Here is an 18,320-nt window from a genome sequence, read left to right as displayed (position 1 = left end):
GCCGAGCACCCGGCCGGCAACGGTCAGTGGGAGCGATACCGTCGCCTCGGTGTCGGCACGCAGCGTGCTGACGGAGTCGGGGTAGCGTTCGATCCACTGCGCGCGGCTGGCGAGCCATACCGGTTCGCCGGTGCGCGCCGCTTCCGCGAAGGGGAACGGGGCTTGCAGCGAGACCCGCGCGAAGCGGTCTAGCCGCTCGACACCATCGCTATATACCAGGTGCAGCCAGCCGTCCGAGGCGAGTCGGCACACCCCGACCGCGGACGCGCCGAGCGCGCGGCGCAGTCCGGCGGAGAGGACTTCCGCCGCCTCGGCGACGGTGCCGGCCGCGGCCAACGCCACGGTGACCTCGTGCAGGTGGCGTTGCCGCTGCGCCATCCGCTCCGCCGACACCATCGTGGCGATCCGCTGGCCGAGGTCACCGGCCAGGGCGAGGTCCGCGTCGTCGTAACGTCGCTCGGTGCCGGTACTCACCAGGGTCAGCAGCCCGACCAGCTGGCCCGCCGCGACGAGCGGGGCGACGAGCACGCTGCGGGTGCCCAGCGCCTCCACTGCGCTGCGGCGTGCCGGATCGCCGCCGGCGGCGTCGCGCACCATGCCCTCGGTGATCTCCGGCAGCACGAACGGCTGTCCGGTGCGATAAATCTCCTCCAGGTGTGGCGGCGCGCTGATCGGGCCCAGGCCCAGCACCTGCGGCGCGACATGCGCGGGAGCCACCGCGACGGGGCGATAGCGCCCATCGGTGCCCCGCAGCCAAACATTCGCGCGATCGCAAACCTCTGCCACGGCGAGTTCAGCTACGGCGGCCAACCGCTGCTCTAGCGGACCAGGCCCGGACAACGCCCGGCCGGTCGCGGCCAGCAGCGCCGAAGCCCGCTGCTGGCGCCGCTGCTCGCTGACATCGATGAGGACCGAGTGAATCGCTGCCGTCTCGTCGTCGCGTACGACGTGGGCCAGGTGGTGAAGCCACACCCAGCGGCCGTCCTCGGCGCGCACGCGGTAAGTCAGCGACAGGTCACCGGACGCCGCCGTGACCGCGCGCATCACCTCGTCGCGATCGTCCGGGTGCAGAATCCGTTGCCACAGGCCGTCTTCGCTCAGCCACCTTCCCACCGGATAGCCGAGTACGGCCCGGGCGCGGTCGTTGACGAAGCGGAACCTGAGCGTTTGAGGGTCCTGTTCCCACACGATCGCGTTCAGACCGGCCACCATCGCGCGCAACCTGGCCGCACCGGCCTCGGCGACGCGCCGCTCCGCCTGCGCGGTCACGGCGGCGGACCGCGCCTTCTCGGCCTCCTTGCGGTCGGTGATGTCCAGAATGCTGCCGCGCACCAGGTCGCGATCGGCGGAGGGCAACCGCAGCAAGGTGATCTCGCAGAGCACCTCCTGTCCGTCGGACCTGCGGTGAGTCCACTCGAAGCAGGGCCGCTCACCGGCCAGCGCCCGGCTGATGTAGTCGGCGGCGGCGAGTTCGGAAGCGCGACCGTCCGGTTGGGTCGGCGGGCTCACCTCGGCCGGGCCGACGGTCAGCAACACCTCACGGTCCAGGCCGAACAGCCGCTCGGCGGCCTGGTTCACCAAGACGAAGCAGCCTTTCGCGACATCAAGGATCACGACCGCGTCCGGGGCGTGCTCCGCTAGGGCCAGGTAGCGTGCCAGTTCTGCCCGCACGCCGTTATCAGCCCAGGACGGATCCGCCGTCGCGCTCACAAAACACAAGGTAGTCGCAAACCCGACCCCCTGCGCCCCGCTTACACGTTGCCCACCTTGATGGCACGCACGTCGGGACGATCGAGCTGGAGTGCGAGGTGCTGCGGCCGGGCACGGACAGTGCCGGAAAGCTCGAGTTGCTGCGCGTCCTCGGCCGGGAGACCTTCGGGCAGGGCGAAGCGGCACGCTGATGCTCGCATGCTGACTTGCGCGGTTGCGAGACGCGATCGGCAGGCAGCGACGGCGTGATCCGGTCGGCTCGATTGCTTGACCATCCTCCAGGGCGACCCTATGGTCACCATCACCGTACCTGAGCCGATCCCGCCCACATCGCAAGATCGGCCGTAGCGTTCGGGTTGCTTGCTCCTGTCTCCATACATCGAGCCCGGCATCGCCAAACGCGATTGCTCAATCGTTTCAGCAAGATCGGAGAGCTCTATGAAGCTACGCGCCGGTGCCATGAAGACGTGGTCCCTGGTGTGCGCCGTTGTCCTGGCGGTCGCGATGCTCATCGCCCACTCCGCCGCGCAGACCGCGCAGGCGGCCACCTCGACGCTGCCCTGCGACGCGTTCGCGAGCGGCGGCCAGACCTGCGCGGCCGCCTACAGCACGGTCCGAGCGCTCTCGAGCGGCTACGGGGGGCCGCTTTACCAAGTCACCCGGCAGTCTGACGGGGCGTCGACCGACATCGGGCTGCTCAGCGCGGGCGGCTATGCGAACGCCGCGACGCAGGACGGCTTCTGTGCGAATACCGTCTGCACGATCAGCCGGATTTATGACCAGTCGGGTCATCACAGCGATCTGACGCTCGGCCCTGCGGGCAGCTCGGGTTCGGCCAACATCGCGGCGCGGGCAGACGCGCTGCCGGTGACCGTCAACGGGCACGAGGCGTACGGCGTGCGGGTCACCGCCCGCGTCGGCTACCGCTACGTGCCGTCCACGCCGAACACTCCGGCGCCCGGGGTGGCCGTCAGCGGGCAACCGGAGTCGGTGTACGAGGTCGCCAGCGGCACCGACGCCACCGACCACTGCTGCTTCGACTTCGGCAACATGGAGACCAGCGCGACCGACACCGGCAACGCGCACATGGACGCGCTGATCATCTCCACCTGGTGCGGCGTCCCGCCGTGCACCGGCAACGGTCCGTGGATCCAGGCCGATCTGGAGAACGGCGTCTTCATGGGCAACGGGTCGAGCGCGAACCCGTCCAACGTGAGCGAGAACTCGAAGTTCATCACGGCCGTCCTGCGTAACGATGGCCAAAGCCAGTTCGCGCTCGACGGCGGCGACGCCACGCAACCCGCGCTGACCTCGCTCTACTCCGGCTCGCTGCCGAGCGGATACGCGCCGATGCATCAGGAGGGCGGTATCGGGCTCGGCGTCGGCGGCGACCAGAGCGACATGGCGCCCGGCGCGTTCTTCGAGGGCGCGATCGTCTCGGGCTATGCCTCGAACGGCACGATCGCCTCCGTTCAGTCGAACATCGCCGCCGCGGCCTACGCCGGCACCAGCGGCGGCGGTCCGGGCGTCCCGGTCACCGGCCCGGGCGGCTCCTGCCTGGACGTGCTCGGCAACGACAACGGCGGCAACGGCACCGCGGTCGACATCTGGAGCTGCCAGCACGACGCCGTCGACCAGACCTGGCAGTACCTGCGCACCACTCCCGACCAGGGCCTGCCGTCGGGCGCGGCGGTACCCGCCTGGCAACACCCTGAGGAACTCGTCACGATGGGACGCTGCCTCGACATTGACGGCAACGGCACGGCGGCGGGCACCAAGGTCGAACTGTGGACCTGCAACGGCGTCGGCGGGCAGAAGTGGGTGCCGCAGCTCGACGGGACGCTGCTCAACCCGCAGTCAGGGCTCTGCCTGACTGACCCGGGCGGCAGCACGGCCGCCGGCACCGTTCTGGACATCGAGGCCTGCGAAGGCGCGGCGGACCAGCAGTTCTTCGTCAACAGCGGCCACCCGATCAGCGCGCCCGGCGGCAAGTGCGTCGACGTGCCCGGCGACGACTTGTACGGCGCGATCGGCCCGCAGTTGCAGATCTGGGACTGCCAATCGTATGCGGTGGACCAGCACTGGACGTACGACCCGTCGAGCCAGACGCTGCTGTCACTGGGTAAGTGCCTTGACATCGACGGGGACAGCACCGCATCCGGCGCGCACGTCGAGCTTTGGGCGTGCAACGGCGTCGGCGGGCAGAAGTGGGTGCAGCAGCCCGACGGCACACTGATCAACCCGCAGTCAGGACTCTGTCTCACCGACCCGGGCGACAACACCGCCAACGGGACGCAGCTCGACATCGAGGCGTGCACCGGGGGCGCCGGCCAGCAGTTCGGCTACCTCGGCGCGGTGGCGCTCGCTCCGGGCGCGGAGGTGTCCTTCCGCGCCACCACGGCGTGCTGCGCCGGCGACTTCATCCGACACCAGAACGGCAGGGCGATCATTTCGCCGATCACCGTCGCCAACTCCTCGCTCGACAAGCAGGACGCGACGTGGATCGTGCGACCCGGTCTGGCCAACAGCGCGTGCCTGTCCTTCGAGTCCAAGAACTACCCGAACGGCTATCTGCGCCAGACCAGTGGCGCCGTCTACCAACAGCAGAACGACGGCACGGCGCAGTTCGCCTCCGACGCCACGTTCTGCGCCGTCCCGGGCAAGAGCGGACAGGGCGAGTCGCTGTCCTGGAACGCGACCCCAGCCGACTACCTGAGGCACTACGCCGGTCAGTTGTACGTAGCCAGCGATGGTGGCCCGGACGCCTGGGACAGCTCGACGTCGTGGACCGACGACGTCAGCTGGCTGCCACTGCCCGCCTGGGCGCCGTAGCCGACGCCGTTTCGACTCCGTTGCTCATTCGATTCAGCGAGCCTTTACCTATTGACACGCTGAATCGCTATCCATAGTCTCAGCCGTGCTGAAGCGTTAAAGCATCCAAGGACTCGCCTCATGTCTGTCTCCGACCCCGAGACCAACTCGACGCCGACAGCGACGCCGACACCGAAGTCGTTGCGGCGCGCCGCGCGGCGCGGCCCGGCGACGCTGCGCGACATCGCCACGGTCGTCGGCATCTCGCCGAGCGCGGTCTCGATGGCCCTCGCGGATCATCCGCGGATCGGCCGGGAGACGAAGGAGGCGGTGCGCGCCGCGGCTCGCGAACTCGGCTACGTCGCGAACTCGGCGGGGCGGGCGCTGCGAGCGGGCCGGTCGACCTCGATCGCGGTCGTGGTGCCCAACACCGCGCAGCACGTGTTCGGTCACCCCTACTTCATGCATCTGCTGGTAGGGGTGACCGGCGCGGCCAACGCGCACGACACCGCAGTCCTCATCTCCACGAACCCTGTCACGGACCACGACCCGGTGGCCTACGACCGCATTCTGCGCTCGCAGGCGGCGGCTGGTGCGATCATCGCATCGGCGGCGATCAACGATCCGAACGTCAATCGCATGGTCGAGGGCGGCCTGCCGGTCGTGCTGATCGGGCGCTACCCGCACCTGCCGGAGGCGGTGTCGGTCGGCATGGACGACATCGCCGGCGCGGCGGCCGTGACCCGTCACCTGATCAACGAGCACGGCCTGCGCCGGATCGGCCACATCAGCGGGCCGCTGGAGCACCAGACGGCGCTGGACCGCTACGAGGGGTTCCGCGCCGCGCTCGCCGAGAGCCCGCAGCCGTGCACGCACACGCTCGCGGTCGGCGACTTCAGCGAGGAAGCCGGCCGGGCAGGGGCGGCCCAGCTTCTGGACGGCATGGCCGGACTCGAGGCGATCTTCGCCGCCAACGACGAGATGGCCTACGGCGCGCTGCTCGAACTGCGCGCCCGCGGCCTTCGCGTCCCCGAGGACGTGGCGCTGGTCGGCTACGACGACTTCGGCGTGTCCCGGCTGACCACCCCGGCGATCACCACGGTACGCGTTCCGGCCGAACAGCTCGGCCGGCAGGCCGCGGAACGGCTGTTCGGCCTGATCGACGGCGCGGGCGAGCCGGTCACCCACGAGAACGTGCCGATCGAGCTGGTCGTGCGCGAATCCTGCGGCTACCACCCCGGCGCTTAGACCCCGGCGCCGCGCGGCGCTGACAACCTGTCCCGGCTCAGGGGGACCCTGCGCAGTAAATAAGGAGTTTGATGAAAGGCTCAGTAATCAATATGCGCCGGTCGGCCGCCTGCCTGGGCGCCGCGCTGGCGGCCGTGACGCTCACCGCCGGGTGCGGCAACAACGGGGTGTCCACGTCGTCCGGCGGGGTGGTCCAGCTCTCGATGCTGACCGGGTTCACCGGCCCCGACGAGCCGGCGTATCAGGCTCTTGTCGCCGAGTTCAACAAGACGCACCCGGACATCCACGTGACAATGACGGTCGAGCCGTGGGCCACGGTGGCCCAGAAGCTGCCGGCCTCCTGGGCGACCGGCGCCGGGCCGGACCTGGCGACCCCGAGTTCGGATCCCGGCTCGATCTTCAGCTACATCAAGACCAATTCGGTGCTGCCGCTGGACAGCGCGGTCGGCAGCGCGGACGGCAAAATCGACGCCGGCGCGTTCCCCTCAGCGGTGCGCGACGCGTTCACCGTCGACGGAAAGCTGTACGCGGTGCCGGCGAACATGGCCACGCTGGCGCTCTACTACAACAAGGACATGTTCACCGCGGCCGGGATCAGCAACCCGCCGGCCACGCAGGACGACTTCGTCGCGGACGCCAAGAAGCTCACCGTCAGCTCCGGCGGCACGGTCTCCCAGTACGGCCTGTCGCTCGCGGACAACCAGACCATCCAGATGTGGCCGATCCTGCAATGGATGAACGGCGGCGACATCGTCGACGGCCACGGCTGCGCCGTGGTCAACTCCGCGGCCAGCGTCTCGGCGCTGACCAAGTGGAGCCAGCTGGTCATCCAGAACCACATCAGCCCGATCGGCCAGTCCGGCGCGGACGCCGACACCCTCTTCGCCTCGCGCAAGGCGGCGATGGAGATCAACGGCCCGTGGGCCGCAGCAGGTTACAAGTCCGCCGGCATCAACCTCGGGATAGCCGAAGTGCCGGTCGGCCCGGCCGGGCCGATCACGCTCGCCTCGACGGTGCCGCTGATGATCGAGCGCAACACGCCGCACGCGGCGCAGGCTGAACAGTTCCTCGCCTGGTACACCGGCAAGACCGCGCAGGCCCAGTTCTCGCAGAGCTCTGGCTTCCCGCCCGCGCGCACCGACCTCGGCGACGCGGTCGCAGCCAACCCGACGGTCGCGCTGTTCGCCAAGGCGCTGCCTTACGCCAAGCTCTATCTCGCCGGGCAGCCGCAGGCCACGTCGATCGACACCGACGTCTACATCCCGATGATCCAGCAGATCGAGCGGGGCGCGAACGTCAAGTCGGCCGCCGACTCCGCCGCACAGAAGATCAACCAGCTCACCGGCTGCAAGTCCTGACCCGCCCGCAGCAGTCCCCGCGGCAGATCCCGGAGTAGACCATGGCAACGCTCAACCCCTCGTCTCGCGCCGCGGGCGGGCGGCGGCGGTGGCGCTTCAACACCGCGTACCTGTTCGTCGCCCCGAGCGTCGTGCTCATCGCGGTGTTCATCGCCGAGCCGATCGTGCAGTCCGGGTGGATGAGCCTGCACAACTGGACGATCGGCGGATCGGACAACCCGTTCACCGGCCTGGCGAACTACCGCGCGCTATGGCACGACTCGCGGTTCTGGAACGCCCTGCGCGTGACGGTGATCTACACCGGCGCCGTCACCGTCGGGCAGGTCGGGCTCGGGCTGGCGATCGCCTCCCGGCTGCGGCGCACCACGTGGTTCTCCTCACTGCTGCGCACCGCGTACTTCTTCCCGTTCGTCGCCTCCCTCGTGGTGGTCGGCATCGTGTGGAAGTTCCTGCTCGACCCCCAGGTCGGCCTCGTCGACGGCTGGCTCGGCGGCCTGGGCTTCTCCGCGCCGCAGTGGCTTCAGTCCACCTCGCTTGCCCTGCCCACCGTCATCGCCGTCGGCATCTGGAAGAACGTCGGCTTCACCATGATCGTGCTGCTCGCCGGAATGCAGCAGGTGCCCGCGGACCTGTACGAGGCCGCGATGCTCGACGGCGCCGGGCCGTGGCGCCGGTTCACCGCGGTGACCCTGCCCGCGCTGCGGCCCGCGCTGCTGTTCACCACGCTCATCGCCACCATCACCGGGCTGCAGCTGTTCGACCTGGTCTTCGCGATGACCGGCGGCGGCCCGGTCTTCAGCACCGAGTCGATCGTGATGTACCTGTACGAGAAGGGATTCGTGGAATTCCAGATGGGATACGCCAGCGCGATCGCCTGGGTGCTGTTCGTCGTCATCCTGGCGGTGTCCGCCGTCCAGCTGCGCGTCGCGAGGAACCGCGATGGCGACTAGCGAAACGTTGATGCACCACGGCGCGGCCGTCGACGGACACCGCCGCGGGCACACGCCCGCGGACAAGACAACCGGCCCGCGCAACCTGGCCCGGGTCGCCGGCCGGATCGGCGCGGCGCTGTCCTGGCTGGTGGTCGTGATCGGCGCGCTGGCGATCGTGCTGCCGTTCGTGTGGATGGTCGGCGTGGCCTTCCGCACCAACGGCGACCTTTATGCGGATCCCTCGCGGCTGTGGCCGCAGCAATGGACCTTGCACGGCATCCGGGCGGTACTCGACCAACTGCCCTTCGTCCGCCTGCTCATCAACACCTTCGTGTTCGCCGGTGGCACCACTCTTCTGCTGCTGCTGTTCGACTCGATGACCGCGTTCGCCCTCGCCCGGCTGCGCTTCCGCGGCCGCAACGTACTGTTCCTGCTGATCCTGGCGACGCTGATGGTGCCGTTCCAGGTCACCCTGGTCCCGGTGTTCCTGACGATCTTCCACCTCGGCTGGCTCAACAGCTACCAGGGTCTGATCATCCCGCGGGCCACCAGCGCGCTGGGCATCTTCCTGCTGCGGCAGTTCTTCCAGCAGCTGCCGCGCGAGCTGGACGAGGCCGCGCGTATCGACGGCGCAGGCAACTTCACCATCTACTGGCGCATCATCCTGCCCAACGCCAAGCCGGTGCTGGCCACCCTGTTCATCATCCAGTTCGCCGCTCTGTGGAACGACTTCCTCTGGCCGCTGGTCATCAGCAGCCAGACTCAGATGCAGACCCTGCCCGCCGCGCTCACCCTCTTCTCCAGCCAGTCCGGCGTGGACCACGCGGCGCTGATGGCGGGAGCGGCGATCTCGCTCGCGCCGCTGGCCATCGCCTTCCTGCTCCTGCAGCGCTACTTCGTGCAGGGCGTGGCCACCACCGGCATCAAGTAGCCCCCGGCGACCAAGAGCCCGGTACGTCTAGAAACGGAGCCCGCGTGTTCACCAGCACCGCGACCATCGACCCCGACTTCACGATCGCGGCCGTTCCGCCACGCCTGTTCGGCTCCTTCGTCGAACACATGGGCCGGTGCGTCTATGGGGGCATCTACGAACCCGACCATCCGGCCGCCGACGCGGATGGCCTGCGTACCGACGTGCTCAAGCTGGTCAAGGAACTCGGTGTAAGCGTCGTGCGCTACCCCGGTGGCAATTTCGTTTCCGGATACCGGTGGGAGGACGGCGTCGGCCCGCGCGAGCAGCGGCCGGTCACCCTCGACACCGCCTGGCGCTCCATCGAACCGAACACTTTCGGCCTCAACGAGTTCATGGCCTGGTCCCGGCAGGCCGATGCGGAGCCGATGCTGGCGGTCAACTTGGGCACCCGCGGCGTCGAAGAGGCCTGCAATCTGCTCGAATACGCCAACTTCCCCGGCGGCACCCGCTACTCGGACCTGCGCGTCGCCCACGGCGTGCGCGAACCGCACGACATCCGTCTGTGGTGTCTGGGCAATGAGATGGACGGCCACTGGCAGATCGGGCAGAAGACCGCCACGGAATACGGACGACTCGCCGCAGAGACCGCGAAGGCGATGCGCCGCATCGACCCGCGCGTCGAACTCGTGGCCTGCGGCAGCTCCAACGAGCGGATGCCCACCTTCGGCAGCTGGGAGGCCGAGGTGCTCGACCACTGCTACGACTACGTCGACTACATATCCCTGCACGCCTACTTCGAGCAGACCCCGCAGAACCGGGCCCAGTTCCTCGCCTCCGCGAGCACGATGGACCGTTTCATCGAGGGCGTCGTCGCCACCTGCGACCACATCGCCGCCAAGAAGCGCTCGCCGCGCCGGCTCAAGCTCTCCTTCGACGAATGGAACCTCTGGTACGAGAGCCGGTTCGCCGGCCAGGACAACCTGGAGTGGGCACAGGCGCCGCGGCTGATCGAGGACGAATACACCGCCGAGGACGCGGTCGTCGTCGGCAGCCTGCTGATGAGCCTGCTGCGGCACAGCGACCGGGTCGCGATCGCCTGCCTCGCCCAGCTGGTGAACGTCATCGCGCCGATCCGCACCGAGCCCGACACCGACGCGTGGCGGCAGACGATCTTCCACCCCTTCGCGCTCACCGCCCGGCACGCCCGCGGCGAGGTCCTGCGCGTGGACCCGGTCGGTCCGACCGCGGGCCCGCACTCCGACGCGCCGGCGGTCGACGTCGCCGCCACACGCGACCCCGAGACCGGCGCGATGACAGTCTTCGCCGTCAACCGGCACGAGACCGAACCCGGCCTGCTGGAACTGAAGCTGCACACCGACGAGCCCCTGCGCGTCGTCGAACACGTAGTACTCGGCGGCGATGACCTGCTGGCGACCAACTCGAAGCGGCTACCTGATCGCGTCGGCCCCCGCTCCAGCACCGACCACACCGCCACCCACGCCGGTACCGGAAGCGGACTCTCGATCGGCCTGCCACCGGTCTCCTGGAGCCTGCTGCGTTTGGACCCACACTAATGATGTCGCCTATGCCCACCCGCACTCGAAGGCGCCGGGTCACGACCGGCACCGGCACCGCATTCACCGCTGCCGCATGCCTCGCAAGCCGGTGCCCAGCGAGTTCCAGCCGGAGATTTCGAGCACACCACCCTAACGGGTCAACTCGCCGTAAAGGGAGGTCAGTTGGCCTGGCGGCCGGTGGTGCCGGGTACCAGCGGGTGGACCAAGAGGTCGGCGCATACGTCGGCCGCCAAGGGGATGTACGTGGTCTGCTTCGTGCCCGGCGCGCTGATGTGGAAGGTTCCTTCCCGGTAGCTCAGGCAGTGCGGATCTGGGTGGTTGGCGGTCGGCTTGTCGGTCCACTCCAGGATCGTGGAGGCGCTGGCGCCAGGCGAGAGTGTGATCGGTTCGGGCGCCTTGTACTGGTCTCCGACGTTGCCCGTGAGCCGTCGGCTCGAGTTGAAGACGTAGCTGTCGCTTGTCACGCCGTATGCCGCGGCGTCCGGGTAACCCTCGATGGTGCACGCGGCCGACCCGTGGTTGGTGAATTCGATCACGATGTAGTCGAACGGCCCTCCGGCGCTGTCGTGAGAGGCGGACAGCGACAACGAAGCGCCATCGCACGCTCGCGCGGCGGCGCTCTCTGCGCCGGGCGAGGCGGTCGAACTGGTGCCGCGCGCGGGCATTGCCCCGGCTCCCGGGCTGCCTGATGCGGTCGTCGCGGAGGGCGTGGGCCCGGAGGTGGCGGCGCTTAGGGCTCCTTGGCGAGCCGTGCTCGACGTGGTGCAGCCGGCGAGCAGGACGGTGACGGCCGTTGCCAGTGCGGCGGCTATGGGCGTCGCCCGAGTGACCGTGATCAGGACGTGCGTGTGCATCGTGGATCGGTCCTCCCCTTGATGTGGCAGGGTTCGATTCCCGCCTTTGCTCTCCATGACGACCAGTCAGGACAGCGGTTGTCACAGGTTTGTTCCTGACGGCCTGATCGCGCCGATGGCTGGACGCCGCGCAGGCGTGGTCCTTCGCGGGTGAGCTCGATTACAGGCAGGAGCCCTTGTCGTGGGTGTCGCCGATGATGTCGAAGAGCATGCGTCGAAAGGTGCTGACATCCTGTTCGGTGAACCCGTCGAGCATCGCCGACTCGACCCGCTCGCACGCGTGCGCGACCCTCGCGCGTAACTCGCTTCCGGCTTGGGTGTTCTTCGGGATGCGCGCGCGGGCGTCGCGCGGGTCGACGCTGCGCACGATAAGGCCCATCCGCTCGAGCCGGCCGAGCTGGTTCATCAGCGTGGTTTTGTCCAAGCCGAGCGAGGCGCTCAGTTCGATCTGGGTCAGGCTCGAGTCGAGCTCCAGGGCGCTCAAAATGATGTAGTCGCGCAGCTGAATCCCGTGCGCCTCGGCCTGTTCACCCGTCGCGTTGCGCAAGCGCTGTGCCGCACGGTGCAGCAACCAGGTGATCTCCGAGTCGACGGTGGGACGAATGTCGTCGGGGGCGGCCCCGTCCGCGGTCCGGCCCCCGGCAGGCCGGCTGGACGATGGTTGGCTTCGCATGGCGAAACGGTACGCTCCTTCCCTCGCTTCGTGATCAACGCCCTGGTGCTGGAGCGGGACGCGGCTATCGGCCGGGCAGCAGCGGAATCCCGGCGTAGGCGGACAGATCGTGGGACGGGACGATCTGCATCAGGTCCTTGAGGGACGCCATCCGGCGCAGGCCGTCGCGCACCTGGTCCTCATCGCAGTCGGCGAGCTTGCGCATCAGCCAGGGGCGCTCAGCCGGCCGCGTGACTCCCTCGAGCTGCCAGGCCAGATCGCCGATGAAGGCGTAGCGCTTGCCGGTCGGCAACGTCACGAACACGATCACGGAGCCGGTCGTGTGCCCGCCGGCCAGGGCCACGACCACCGAGCCGTCGCCGTACACGTCGTAACTACAGGAGAAGCCCAGGTAGGGCTTGTCGTCGAAGGCGTACTGACGGATCTCGCGCCCCTGGGAGACCGTCCGGTACACCCGTCCATCGCCGTCCTCGGCCGCGTATCGAAGCTCGCTTGGGTTCATCCAAATGGGCACGCGAAGCTGGTCGAGGCCGCTCACGTGGTCCCAGTGGGCGTGGGTGATCAGCACTCCGCGCAGCCGGTCGCGGTCGTATCCGGCCGCGTCGAACTGGTCGCTGACGGTGCTCAGCGCCTTGTAGGGGGCGCGCGCGAGCCGGGGCTGGGCCTTGACGTGCGCCGCGACGTCGGCGCCGAAGCCCGCGTCGATCAGCAGGTCGCCCCCAGGGTGGCGCACCAGGACCGCGGTCGCCGCGAAGCTGCGCTTCTCGCGCCACGAGCCGCCCTTGAACGCGAACGCCGCCCTGGTCTCGTAGGTACCCGTGGGCAGCTGGTAGATCGCCATGTCAGACGGCGGACTCGCCTCGGGCAGCGATCCGCGGAAGGGGAGTGGCGCAGGTGTGATCATGGGTTGATCGTACGAGTTGAGATTATCTCAGGCAAGATGAAATCGGCTTCTACCCGGGGGCACGGGAAGTGCCGTTGGGCGCGGGACCGTGCCGGGGATGCGGTGGCGGGCCGGGTGTCGATGGGAGTCGCGTTGACCGTGCCGCCGAGGACGGGGCAGCCGGTGTGATCCAACCCGGCTTGCCTGGACAGCTCCGACCAAGCCGGGTTGGATCACGTTGTTCTGGTCGGTTCGCTGCGCATCTCGCGCGCGTGAAGAAATCCTGGCTTGTTATGGAACCGGCGCGGCGCGGCGGACACAAGGAGGGTATGAACCTGTCGTCTGGGGAGCCGAGTGACGAGGACCTGTGGCGCGATGCTCTGGAGGGTTCGGCTGACGCGTGGGACGCGCTGTTCGTGCGATACCACCGCGCGATCTACAACTTCTGTTTCCGGCGCACTGGGTTGTGGAGTGCGGCTGAGGATCTGACCTCTGCGGTGTTCCTGGAGGCCTGGCGTCGCAGAACACAGATTCGCCCGCAGGTGGCGTCCGCGCTGCCCTGGCTGTACGGCATCGCCACCATGCTCACCCGCAATCACCATCGTACGTTGCGCCGTCATCGGGACGCGCTGGATCGGATCCCGTTGCCCGAGTCAGCGGGCGACCCGGCGGAGGAGGTAGCCGCGCGGGTGGACGCCGAGCGACAGGTGGCGCGCCTGCGGGTAGCGCTGCGGCAGTTGCCGCGCCAGGACCGGGACGTTCTCGAATTGGCCGCGACCGGGCAGCTTAGCCATGCCGAGATCGCTGCGGCACTCGGCATCCCGATCGGCACCGTCAAATCTCGGCTCTCCCGTGCCCGGCAGCGCCTCGGTGAGCACGTCGACCGCGTTGCCCGGGAAGACGCTGGCGAGAACGCTCGGCATTCCGGCGTCGGGCGCCCGAGCCTGCCTGGTATTCGACCACGGAGGTACTGATGACATCAGATCTGTTCAACCTGCCTGATCTGCCGATGCCTCTGGGCCGCGCCGAGGCGCGGCGCCTCGCGCTGCGGCGCGAGATCGGCGCCGGCGGCGTGCCGCGCCGGCGGCTTGCCCGATGGAAGGTGGCGGTGCCCGTGCTCGCGGCGGGAGCAATCGCAGCCGCGTTCGCGATCGGAAGCCCAACGACGCACACGGCCTCGCTGACCGCGTCGTGGACCGCGGTCCCGACCGCGCTCAGCGGCGACCGCGCTGTGGCCGCGCAGCAGCAGTGCCAGTCCCGGCTGATCGCCCAGCACTGGCCGATCAGCGTGTCCGCAATGGCGGGAGTGTTGTCTGAGCAGCGTGGAGAACTGACCGCGGTGCTCATGAGCGGGGCCGGCCAGTACGGTGTGTGCATCGGCCGCTCGGGCAGTGCCCTGTTTACCGGGGTCGGCGAGGTCAGTACGTTCAGCCCGGCCGAGGGGATTGTGCTCGATGGCAGTCCCGGGGTCTTGAACGGCGCCGATCCGTTCCGCGTCGCGTACGGTCAAGTGGCTCCTTCCGTCGCGAGCGTCCTCATTGACACGGCTGACGGACGCCATGTCGACGCGACGGTGTCCGGGGGTCGGTTCTTCGCCTGGTGGCCCTCCGGCGCCGACGCGAAGTCCATCACCGCTTACGCCTCGGATGGGGGCGTGGTCAGGACGCTGAATCCGGCGCCCTCGGTGCTGACGCCGTCGCCCGTGCATAGGCCAGGCACGTCGTGACCCTGGCTCGTCAAAGCGCCTGTCCCACCGCGCCGAAGTGCGGCGGGACAGGCGTGCTCTCTTGCTATCGGTACCTCAGGCTCGGCGCATCAGCTTCCGCCGTTCCAGAGGACGGCTCCGCTGCCCAGGAACTGGTACTGCTCCCAGGGGTATGTCGTGTACGCGCAGGAACCCCAGACCGGCACCCATGCGGGGCAGAGTGTCCATTGGGTCTTGACCTGGTACAGATTCCATCCCGAGCCGTAGTTGGGATAGTTGCTGCAGCCGAGGTAGGCGTAGGTCGGGTAGTTGCTGTAGCCGTAGCAGTTCGATGTGGAGTAGGTGACCCAGGTGCCGTCACCGCACCAGGTGACGTCGGTCTTGCCCCACAGCTGCAGGCCCGAGAAGGTCCCGTAGCCGAACCAGTACGACCAGCAGCCCGAGGCCATCGGCGAGGTCTTCGCGCCGGTGCGCTGGACGGCGTTCGCGGTGCCGCTCGGCGTTGCCTTGCCCCCGGATGCGCCCGAGCGCACCAGGGTCGGGGTGGTCACGGCCTGCGTGGACATGTCGATGTACTTGTCGAGGCCGCGGGCCTTGATCTCCGCCGCGGTCAGCGCCCGCGCGGAGTAGCTCAGCCCGGCCTTGTCCGTCCAGGAGACGACCTGCGGCGTGGTGTTCGACGAGTCGGCGGTCGTCGCGGACGCGGGGCCCGCCATGGCCGCCAGGCCGAGCAGGAGCGCCGCGAGCACGGCGAACAGCCCGCCGATGCGCAGCGAACGGGATGATGACTTGTTCAATTCGGTGGTACCTCCCGGCGTGCTGATGAAGCCCGTTCGCCCCGCCGTGCAGGCCCGGACCGGCCACCTGAAGGCGGACCAGCCGGTCACCGTCAGAACCATGCGATACGGACATCTACTCCGGTACCAACACAGTCGCAGACGGCTTATCCAGCTGCTAGCGTGAACGAGTCGCGAATTGTCCCCGCTTGATCAAGCCAATCGGGGACAGCGCAACGGGGCACTTGTTCATAAGCACGCTGCGGATGGCCGGGATCGCTGCACGGGGGTCGGAAACTCTTTCCGGGGGGTCGGCGACGACGTGGACGGAAACCACACAGCAGAGCACGACGAGAAGTTCACACGGGACGAGAAGTTCACACGTTTCGTCATCAGCGTCAGGCCGGGTCTGCGGCGCTCCGCGTACTTGTTGTGCGGGGACTGGCACGAGGCGGACGACCTCGTGCAGAACACGCTGCTGGCGGTGCTGCGGCACTGGGACAGGCTGCGATGGCCCGAAGTGGCTTTCGGCTATGCGCGTACGACGATGTACCGAATCTTCGTCAGCGACCGGCGCCACGCGCGCTGGCGCCTGGAGTCGGTGCGCGCCGAAGTGCCCGACCGGCCGGCGGGCGGATCGGGCGAAACGAACATCGCCGACCGGGAGCTGCTGCTGGCGGCGCTACGCGAACTGCCGCCGCGACAGCGCGCGGCCCTGACGCTGCGCTACTTCGAAGACCTCGATGTGGCGCGTACCGCCGAAATCCTGGAGTGCGAACCATCGACGATCAGAAGCCAAACCACACGAGCTCTTGCAACAATGAGACTCGTCATGAGCAAGTACCGCTGAACATGGACCGACACCCTTGGCCGACGAACAGTCGAACACCGAACGCGAGATCCGCGAGCTCTACCGCGACTTCGCGTCTCAGCCGCTGCCCGACCCGCCCGAGTCTGACGAGGAACTCGTCGCGCTCCTGCGTGCCCGGTTGCGCGCGCAGGAGCGCGACGCCGAGGACGCGTGTCTTCCCTGCATCCCGGATGAGCCGCCCGTCTGACGATCCGCCTCCCGCGCGCCACGCGGTCGCTCCGAGGCTGATCCGCAGGCCGGCCCCCGAGCCGACAACCGAAAGATGCCGCTCATGACCAAGCGCACACCTCTTCCCGCCGTCCTGGACATACCCGCTCTTCTCGCGCTCACCGCCCTCGCGCTGACCGCGTGTGCGGCCGGCACCCACGGCTCCCAGCCACAGACACCAGTGCAGCCGACCAGCACTCATTCCTCCGGCACGCTGGAACCACCCGCCGCGATGCCTAACCTCAAGATCCTTGTGCAAAAGGGCGTGACCCGGGGCAGTGCCACGGTCGGCAGCTTCTACGGTCGTCAGGGCCAGGTGTGGCTCAGCTTCAGCTGCCTCGGCCCGGGCACAGCCACTGTCGACTATCAGCCGGTCGGCTCGGTGAACATCCCGTGCGACAGCGCCGCGGTCAACGCGACGAGGAACCAGATCTACTTTCCGAATGACCACCAGATCGACCTGCACGTCAACACGCCGTCCAGCGTGCAATGGACCGTGCTGGTGCAGCAGTAACCCGCGGGCTCGACCACTGCCTACTGTGGACGCCCGCCTTATTCACCACGGGGCGAGCGAGCGACGAAATGACAAGACATTGGGTCGCTCCTAAAGCCAGGGGAGCCGCGAGCTGGCAACGGGCTTGAGGGGTCACCTTGCTCGGTCCGTCTGGACGCGGTCAAGGCGTGGTGCGCTGAACCACGCCTCTGCTCAGATATCAGAACTCGCCGACGTCGCCGCCTGATCCGTGGGAGCGCGCGGTCGGTCGCCTACCCTGGCGGCAAGATCGATAATGTCGATCGTGCAGCGATTCGCCCGGTGGCGAGCGGCGGGGGGAGCGGGCCGCCAGTGATGGGGTGGTGTGGGGCTCGAATATGCGATGCGCGGGCTGACGAGGGGTTCTTCTGCGAGTAGTTTGTCAGGCTGCACGCCGCGCTCTGGCGAGCAACCGTGACAGTTCCCGGGCGGATTACGGCATCAATTGCTGGGCTGCTGGGAGAGGCGGCCGATTCCTCCGCGCCACGGCAACTCGTCTTCGAAGTCGCAGGCGGCCACGGCGCGGATGTCGGCGTCCCACAGCGCGACGAGTATGCGCTTGACGACGTCGAACATGGTGTCGTGCGGCACTGGGACCTCTTCGGAGGAGACCTCGATAGTCAGCGGCCACTCGAGGAAGTCCTCCCCGAAGCGGGGCGTCCCGCTTGCGTACTCGTTGTCCCACACGTCGATGTCGAGCCCGCTCGCCGTGGCCGAGTTCTTCGCGAACGGCACGCCGAGCGCCGCCGCGAGGACGTCGACGACCGGCGCGATGTCGGTCGCCTCGACGAAGAAGCGGCAGAATTCGCTCTGGTCCTCCATGAGGCCGCGTTACTCCCGATTCCTGCACACGCACGCATATCGCGTGCGCCATGATCATATATTTGGCATTTACAGTGGCATGACGACGAACTGCATCGCCGCAGCCCATTCTCAGGATCCCGGACCGAATCCTCCAGCGTCCACGACGGGTTTGCCGCGTCTCGGACCCAAGCAGCCGCACTTATCGGTACACCGCGAGTCAGCACGCCGACTCACCTGCCACAAGATCAAGCGGGCAGGAGCGGAGCCGAAGGGGGAACGCGGCGGGGCCGCGGGCGACGCGCTGCGAGCGGCCCTTGGCAGTCACTACGCGCGTGGGGTGCACTACCGTATTGCTCGCGCGGCGGACGGTAGCCGTCACGTAGCGGGATAAAGGCTGGCGGGCACCGATATCGGACGGCAGAAGATTGAGACCTACAGCGGACACTTGGGCGGCGCTCGCCGGGGG

18 protein-coding genes are annotated in these 18,320 nt (G+C 68.4%); 11 read left to right on the top strand and 7 right to left on the bottom strand.

Annotation, left to right across the window (positions count from 1 at the left end; genetic code table 11):
• The coding region (locus VFA06_RS12720; protein ID WP_324840725.1) for a PAS domain S-box protein at nt 1-1,710 on the bottom strand (1,710 nt) is incomplete at its 3' end.
• Nucleotides 1,711-1,751: 41 nt separating this feature from the next.
• Nucleotides 1,752-2,222, bottom strand: a complete 471-nt coding sequence (locus VFA06_RS12715; protein WP_324840724.1) for a hypothetical protein — start codon at nt 2,220-2,222, stop codon at nt 1,752-1,754.
• Here VFA06_RS12715 and VFA06_RS12710 point away from each other — a divergent pair.
• From VFA06_RS12710 to VFA06_RS12685, 6 genes are all read left to right on the top strand, one after another.
• On the top strand, nt 2,215-4,542 hold the full coding sequence (locus VFA06_RS12710; RefSeq protein ID WP_324840723.1) for an arabinofuranosidase catalytic domain-containing protein: 2,328 nt from the start codon (nt 2,215-2,217) through the stop codon (nt 4,540-4,542). The two genes, VFA06_RS12715 and VFA06_RS12710, sit on opposite strands and share 8 nt — an antisense overlap.
• A 120-nt stretch (nt 4,543-4,662) precedes the next feature.
• Entirely contained in the window at nt 4,663-5,769 is a 1,107-nt protein-coding gene (locus VFA06_RS12705) for a LacI family DNA-binding transcriptional regulator (protein ID WP_324840722.1), read from the top strand.
• Nucleotides 5,770-5,840: 71 nt separating this feature from the next.
• Complete coding sequence (locus VFA06_RS12700) at nt 5,841-7,127, top strand: ABC transporter substrate-binding protein (protein WP_324840721.1); 1,287 nt, start codon at nt 5,841-5,843, stop codon at nt 7,125-7,127.
• Nucleotides 7,128-7,168: 41 nt separating this feature from the next.
• On the top strand, nt 7,169-8,077 hold the full coding sequence (locus VFA06_RS12695) for a sugar ABC transporter permease (protein ID WP_324840720.1): 909 nt from the start codon (nt 7,169-7,171) through the stop codon (nt 8,075-8,077).
• Nucleotides 8,067-8,990 carry a carbohydrate ABC transporter permease gene (locus VFA06_RS12690; protein WP_324840719.1) on the top strand — a complete coding sequence of 308 codons (924 nt, stop codon included), beginning with the start codon at nt 8,067-8,069 and terminating at the stop codon, nt 8,988-8,990. The genes VFA06_RS12695 and VFA06_RS12690 overlap by 11 nt, the downstream gene beginning before the upstream one ends.
• A gap of 44 nt (nt 8,991-9,034) precedes the next feature.
• Nucleotides 9,035-10,546 carry an alpha-N-arabinofuranosidase gene (locus tag VFA06_RS12685; RefSeq protein WP_324840718.1) on the top strand — a complete coding sequence of 504 codons (1,512 nt, stop codon included), beginning with the start codon at nt 9,035-9,037 and terminating at the stop codon, nt 10,544-10,546.
• A 161-nt stretch (nt 10,547-10,707) separates the two neighbouring features.
• On the opposite strand, the gene VFA06_RS12680 is transcribed toward VFA06_RS12685, so the two are convergent.
• From VFA06_RS12680 to VFA06_RS12670, 3 genes are all read right to left on the bottom strand, one after another.
• A complete protein-coding gene (locus tag VFA06_RS12680; protein WP_324840717.1) occupies nt 10,708-11,403 on the bottom strand; it encodes a DUF4232 domain-containing protein in 696 nt (231 codons plus the stop codon).
• A gap of 160 nt (nt 11,404-11,563) precedes the next feature.
• The gene (locus VFA06_RS12675) at nt 11,564-12,076 is read right to left on the bottom strand and encodes a MarR family winged helix-turn-helix transcriptional regulator (RefSeq protein WP_324840716.1); all 513 of its coding nucleotides are present in this window, start codon (nt 12,074-12,076) and stop codon (nt 11,564-11,566) included.
• Between the two features lie 64 nt (nt 12,077-12,140).
• Nucleotides 12,141-12,980: an MBL fold metallo-hydrolase gene (locus VFA06_RS12670; protein ID WP_324840715.1), complete on the bottom strand. Its 840-nt coding sequence runs from the start codon at nt 12,978-12,980 to the stop codon at nt 12,141-12,143.
• 308 nt (nt 12,981-13,288) lie between these two features.
• Between VFA06_RS12670 and VFA06_RS12665 the strand changes: the two genes are divergently transcribed.
• Both VFA06_RS12665 and VFA06_RS12660 read left to right on the top strand, forming a co-directional pair.
• On the top strand, nt 13,289-13,933 hold the full coding sequence (locus VFA06_RS12665; RefSeq protein WP_324840714.1) for an RNA polymerase sigma factor: 645 nt from the start codon (nt 13,289-13,291) through the stop codon (nt 13,931-13,933).
• Nucleotides 13,933-14,685, top strand: coding sequence for a hypothetical protein (locus VFA06_RS12660; protein WP_324840713.1), 753 nt, complete (start codon nt 13,933-13,935; stop codon nt 14,683-14,685). The genes VFA06_RS12665 and VFA06_RS12660 overlap by 1 nt, the downstream gene beginning before the upstream one ends.
• An 89-nt stretch (nt 14,686-14,774) precedes the next feature.
• Here the strand turns inward: VFA06_RS12660 and VFA06_RS12655 are convergent, their stop codons facing one another.
• Nucleotides 14,775-15,461: a hypothetical protein gene (locus VFA06_RS12655; protein WP_324840712.1), complete on the bottom strand. Its 687-nt coding sequence runs from the start codon at nt 15,459-15,461 to the stop codon at nt 14,775-14,777.
• A gap of 178 nt (nt 15,462-15,639) precedes the next feature.
• Here VFA06_RS12655 and VFA06_RS12650 point away from each other — a divergent pair, with 178 nt between their 5' ends.
• The 3 genes from VFA06_RS12650 to VFA06_RS12640 all read left to right on the top strand — a co-directional run bounded on the left by VFA06_RS12650 (nt 15,640) and on the right by VFA06_RS12640 (nt 17,032).
• Nucleotides 15,640-16,290, top strand: a complete 651-nt coding sequence (locus VFA06_RS12650) for a SigE family RNA polymerase sigma factor (RefSeq protein WP_324840711.1) — start codon at nt 15,640-15,642, stop codon at nt 16,288-16,290.
• A 16-nt stretch (nt 16,291-16,306) separates the two neighbouring features.
• Nucleotides 16,307-16,498: a hypothetical protein gene (locus VFA06_RS12645; RefSeq protein WP_324840710.1), complete on the top strand. Its 192-nt coding sequence runs from the start codon at nt 16,307-16,309 to the stop codon at nt 16,496-16,498.
• Between the two features lie 84 nt (nt 16,499-16,582).
• Nucleotides 16,583-17,032, top strand: a complete 450-nt coding sequence (locus VFA06_RS12640; RefSeq protein WP_324840709.1) for a hypothetical protein — start codon at nt 16,583-16,585, stop codon at nt 17,030-17,032.
• A gap of 459 nt (nt 17,033-17,491) precedes the next feature.
• Here the strand turns inward: VFA06_RS12640 and VFA06_RS12635 are convergent, their stop codons facing one another.
• Nucleotides 17,492-17,872, bottom strand: a complete 381-nt coding sequence (locus tag VFA06_RS12635; RefSeq protein WP_324840708.1) for a hypothetical protein — start codon at nt 17,870-17,872, stop codon at nt 17,492-17,494.
• Nucleotides 17,873-18,320 lie beyond the last annotated feature (448 nt).

The sequence above is a fragment of the Actinocrinis sp. genome (assembly GCF_035653575.1).
In the GTDB taxonomy this organism is placed as follows: Bacteria; Actinomycetota; Actinomycetes; order Streptomycetales; family Catenulisporaceae; genus Actinocrinis.
Note: the sequence above shows the minus strand (reverse complement) of the source record. Positions and strands in the feature narration are given on the sequence as shown.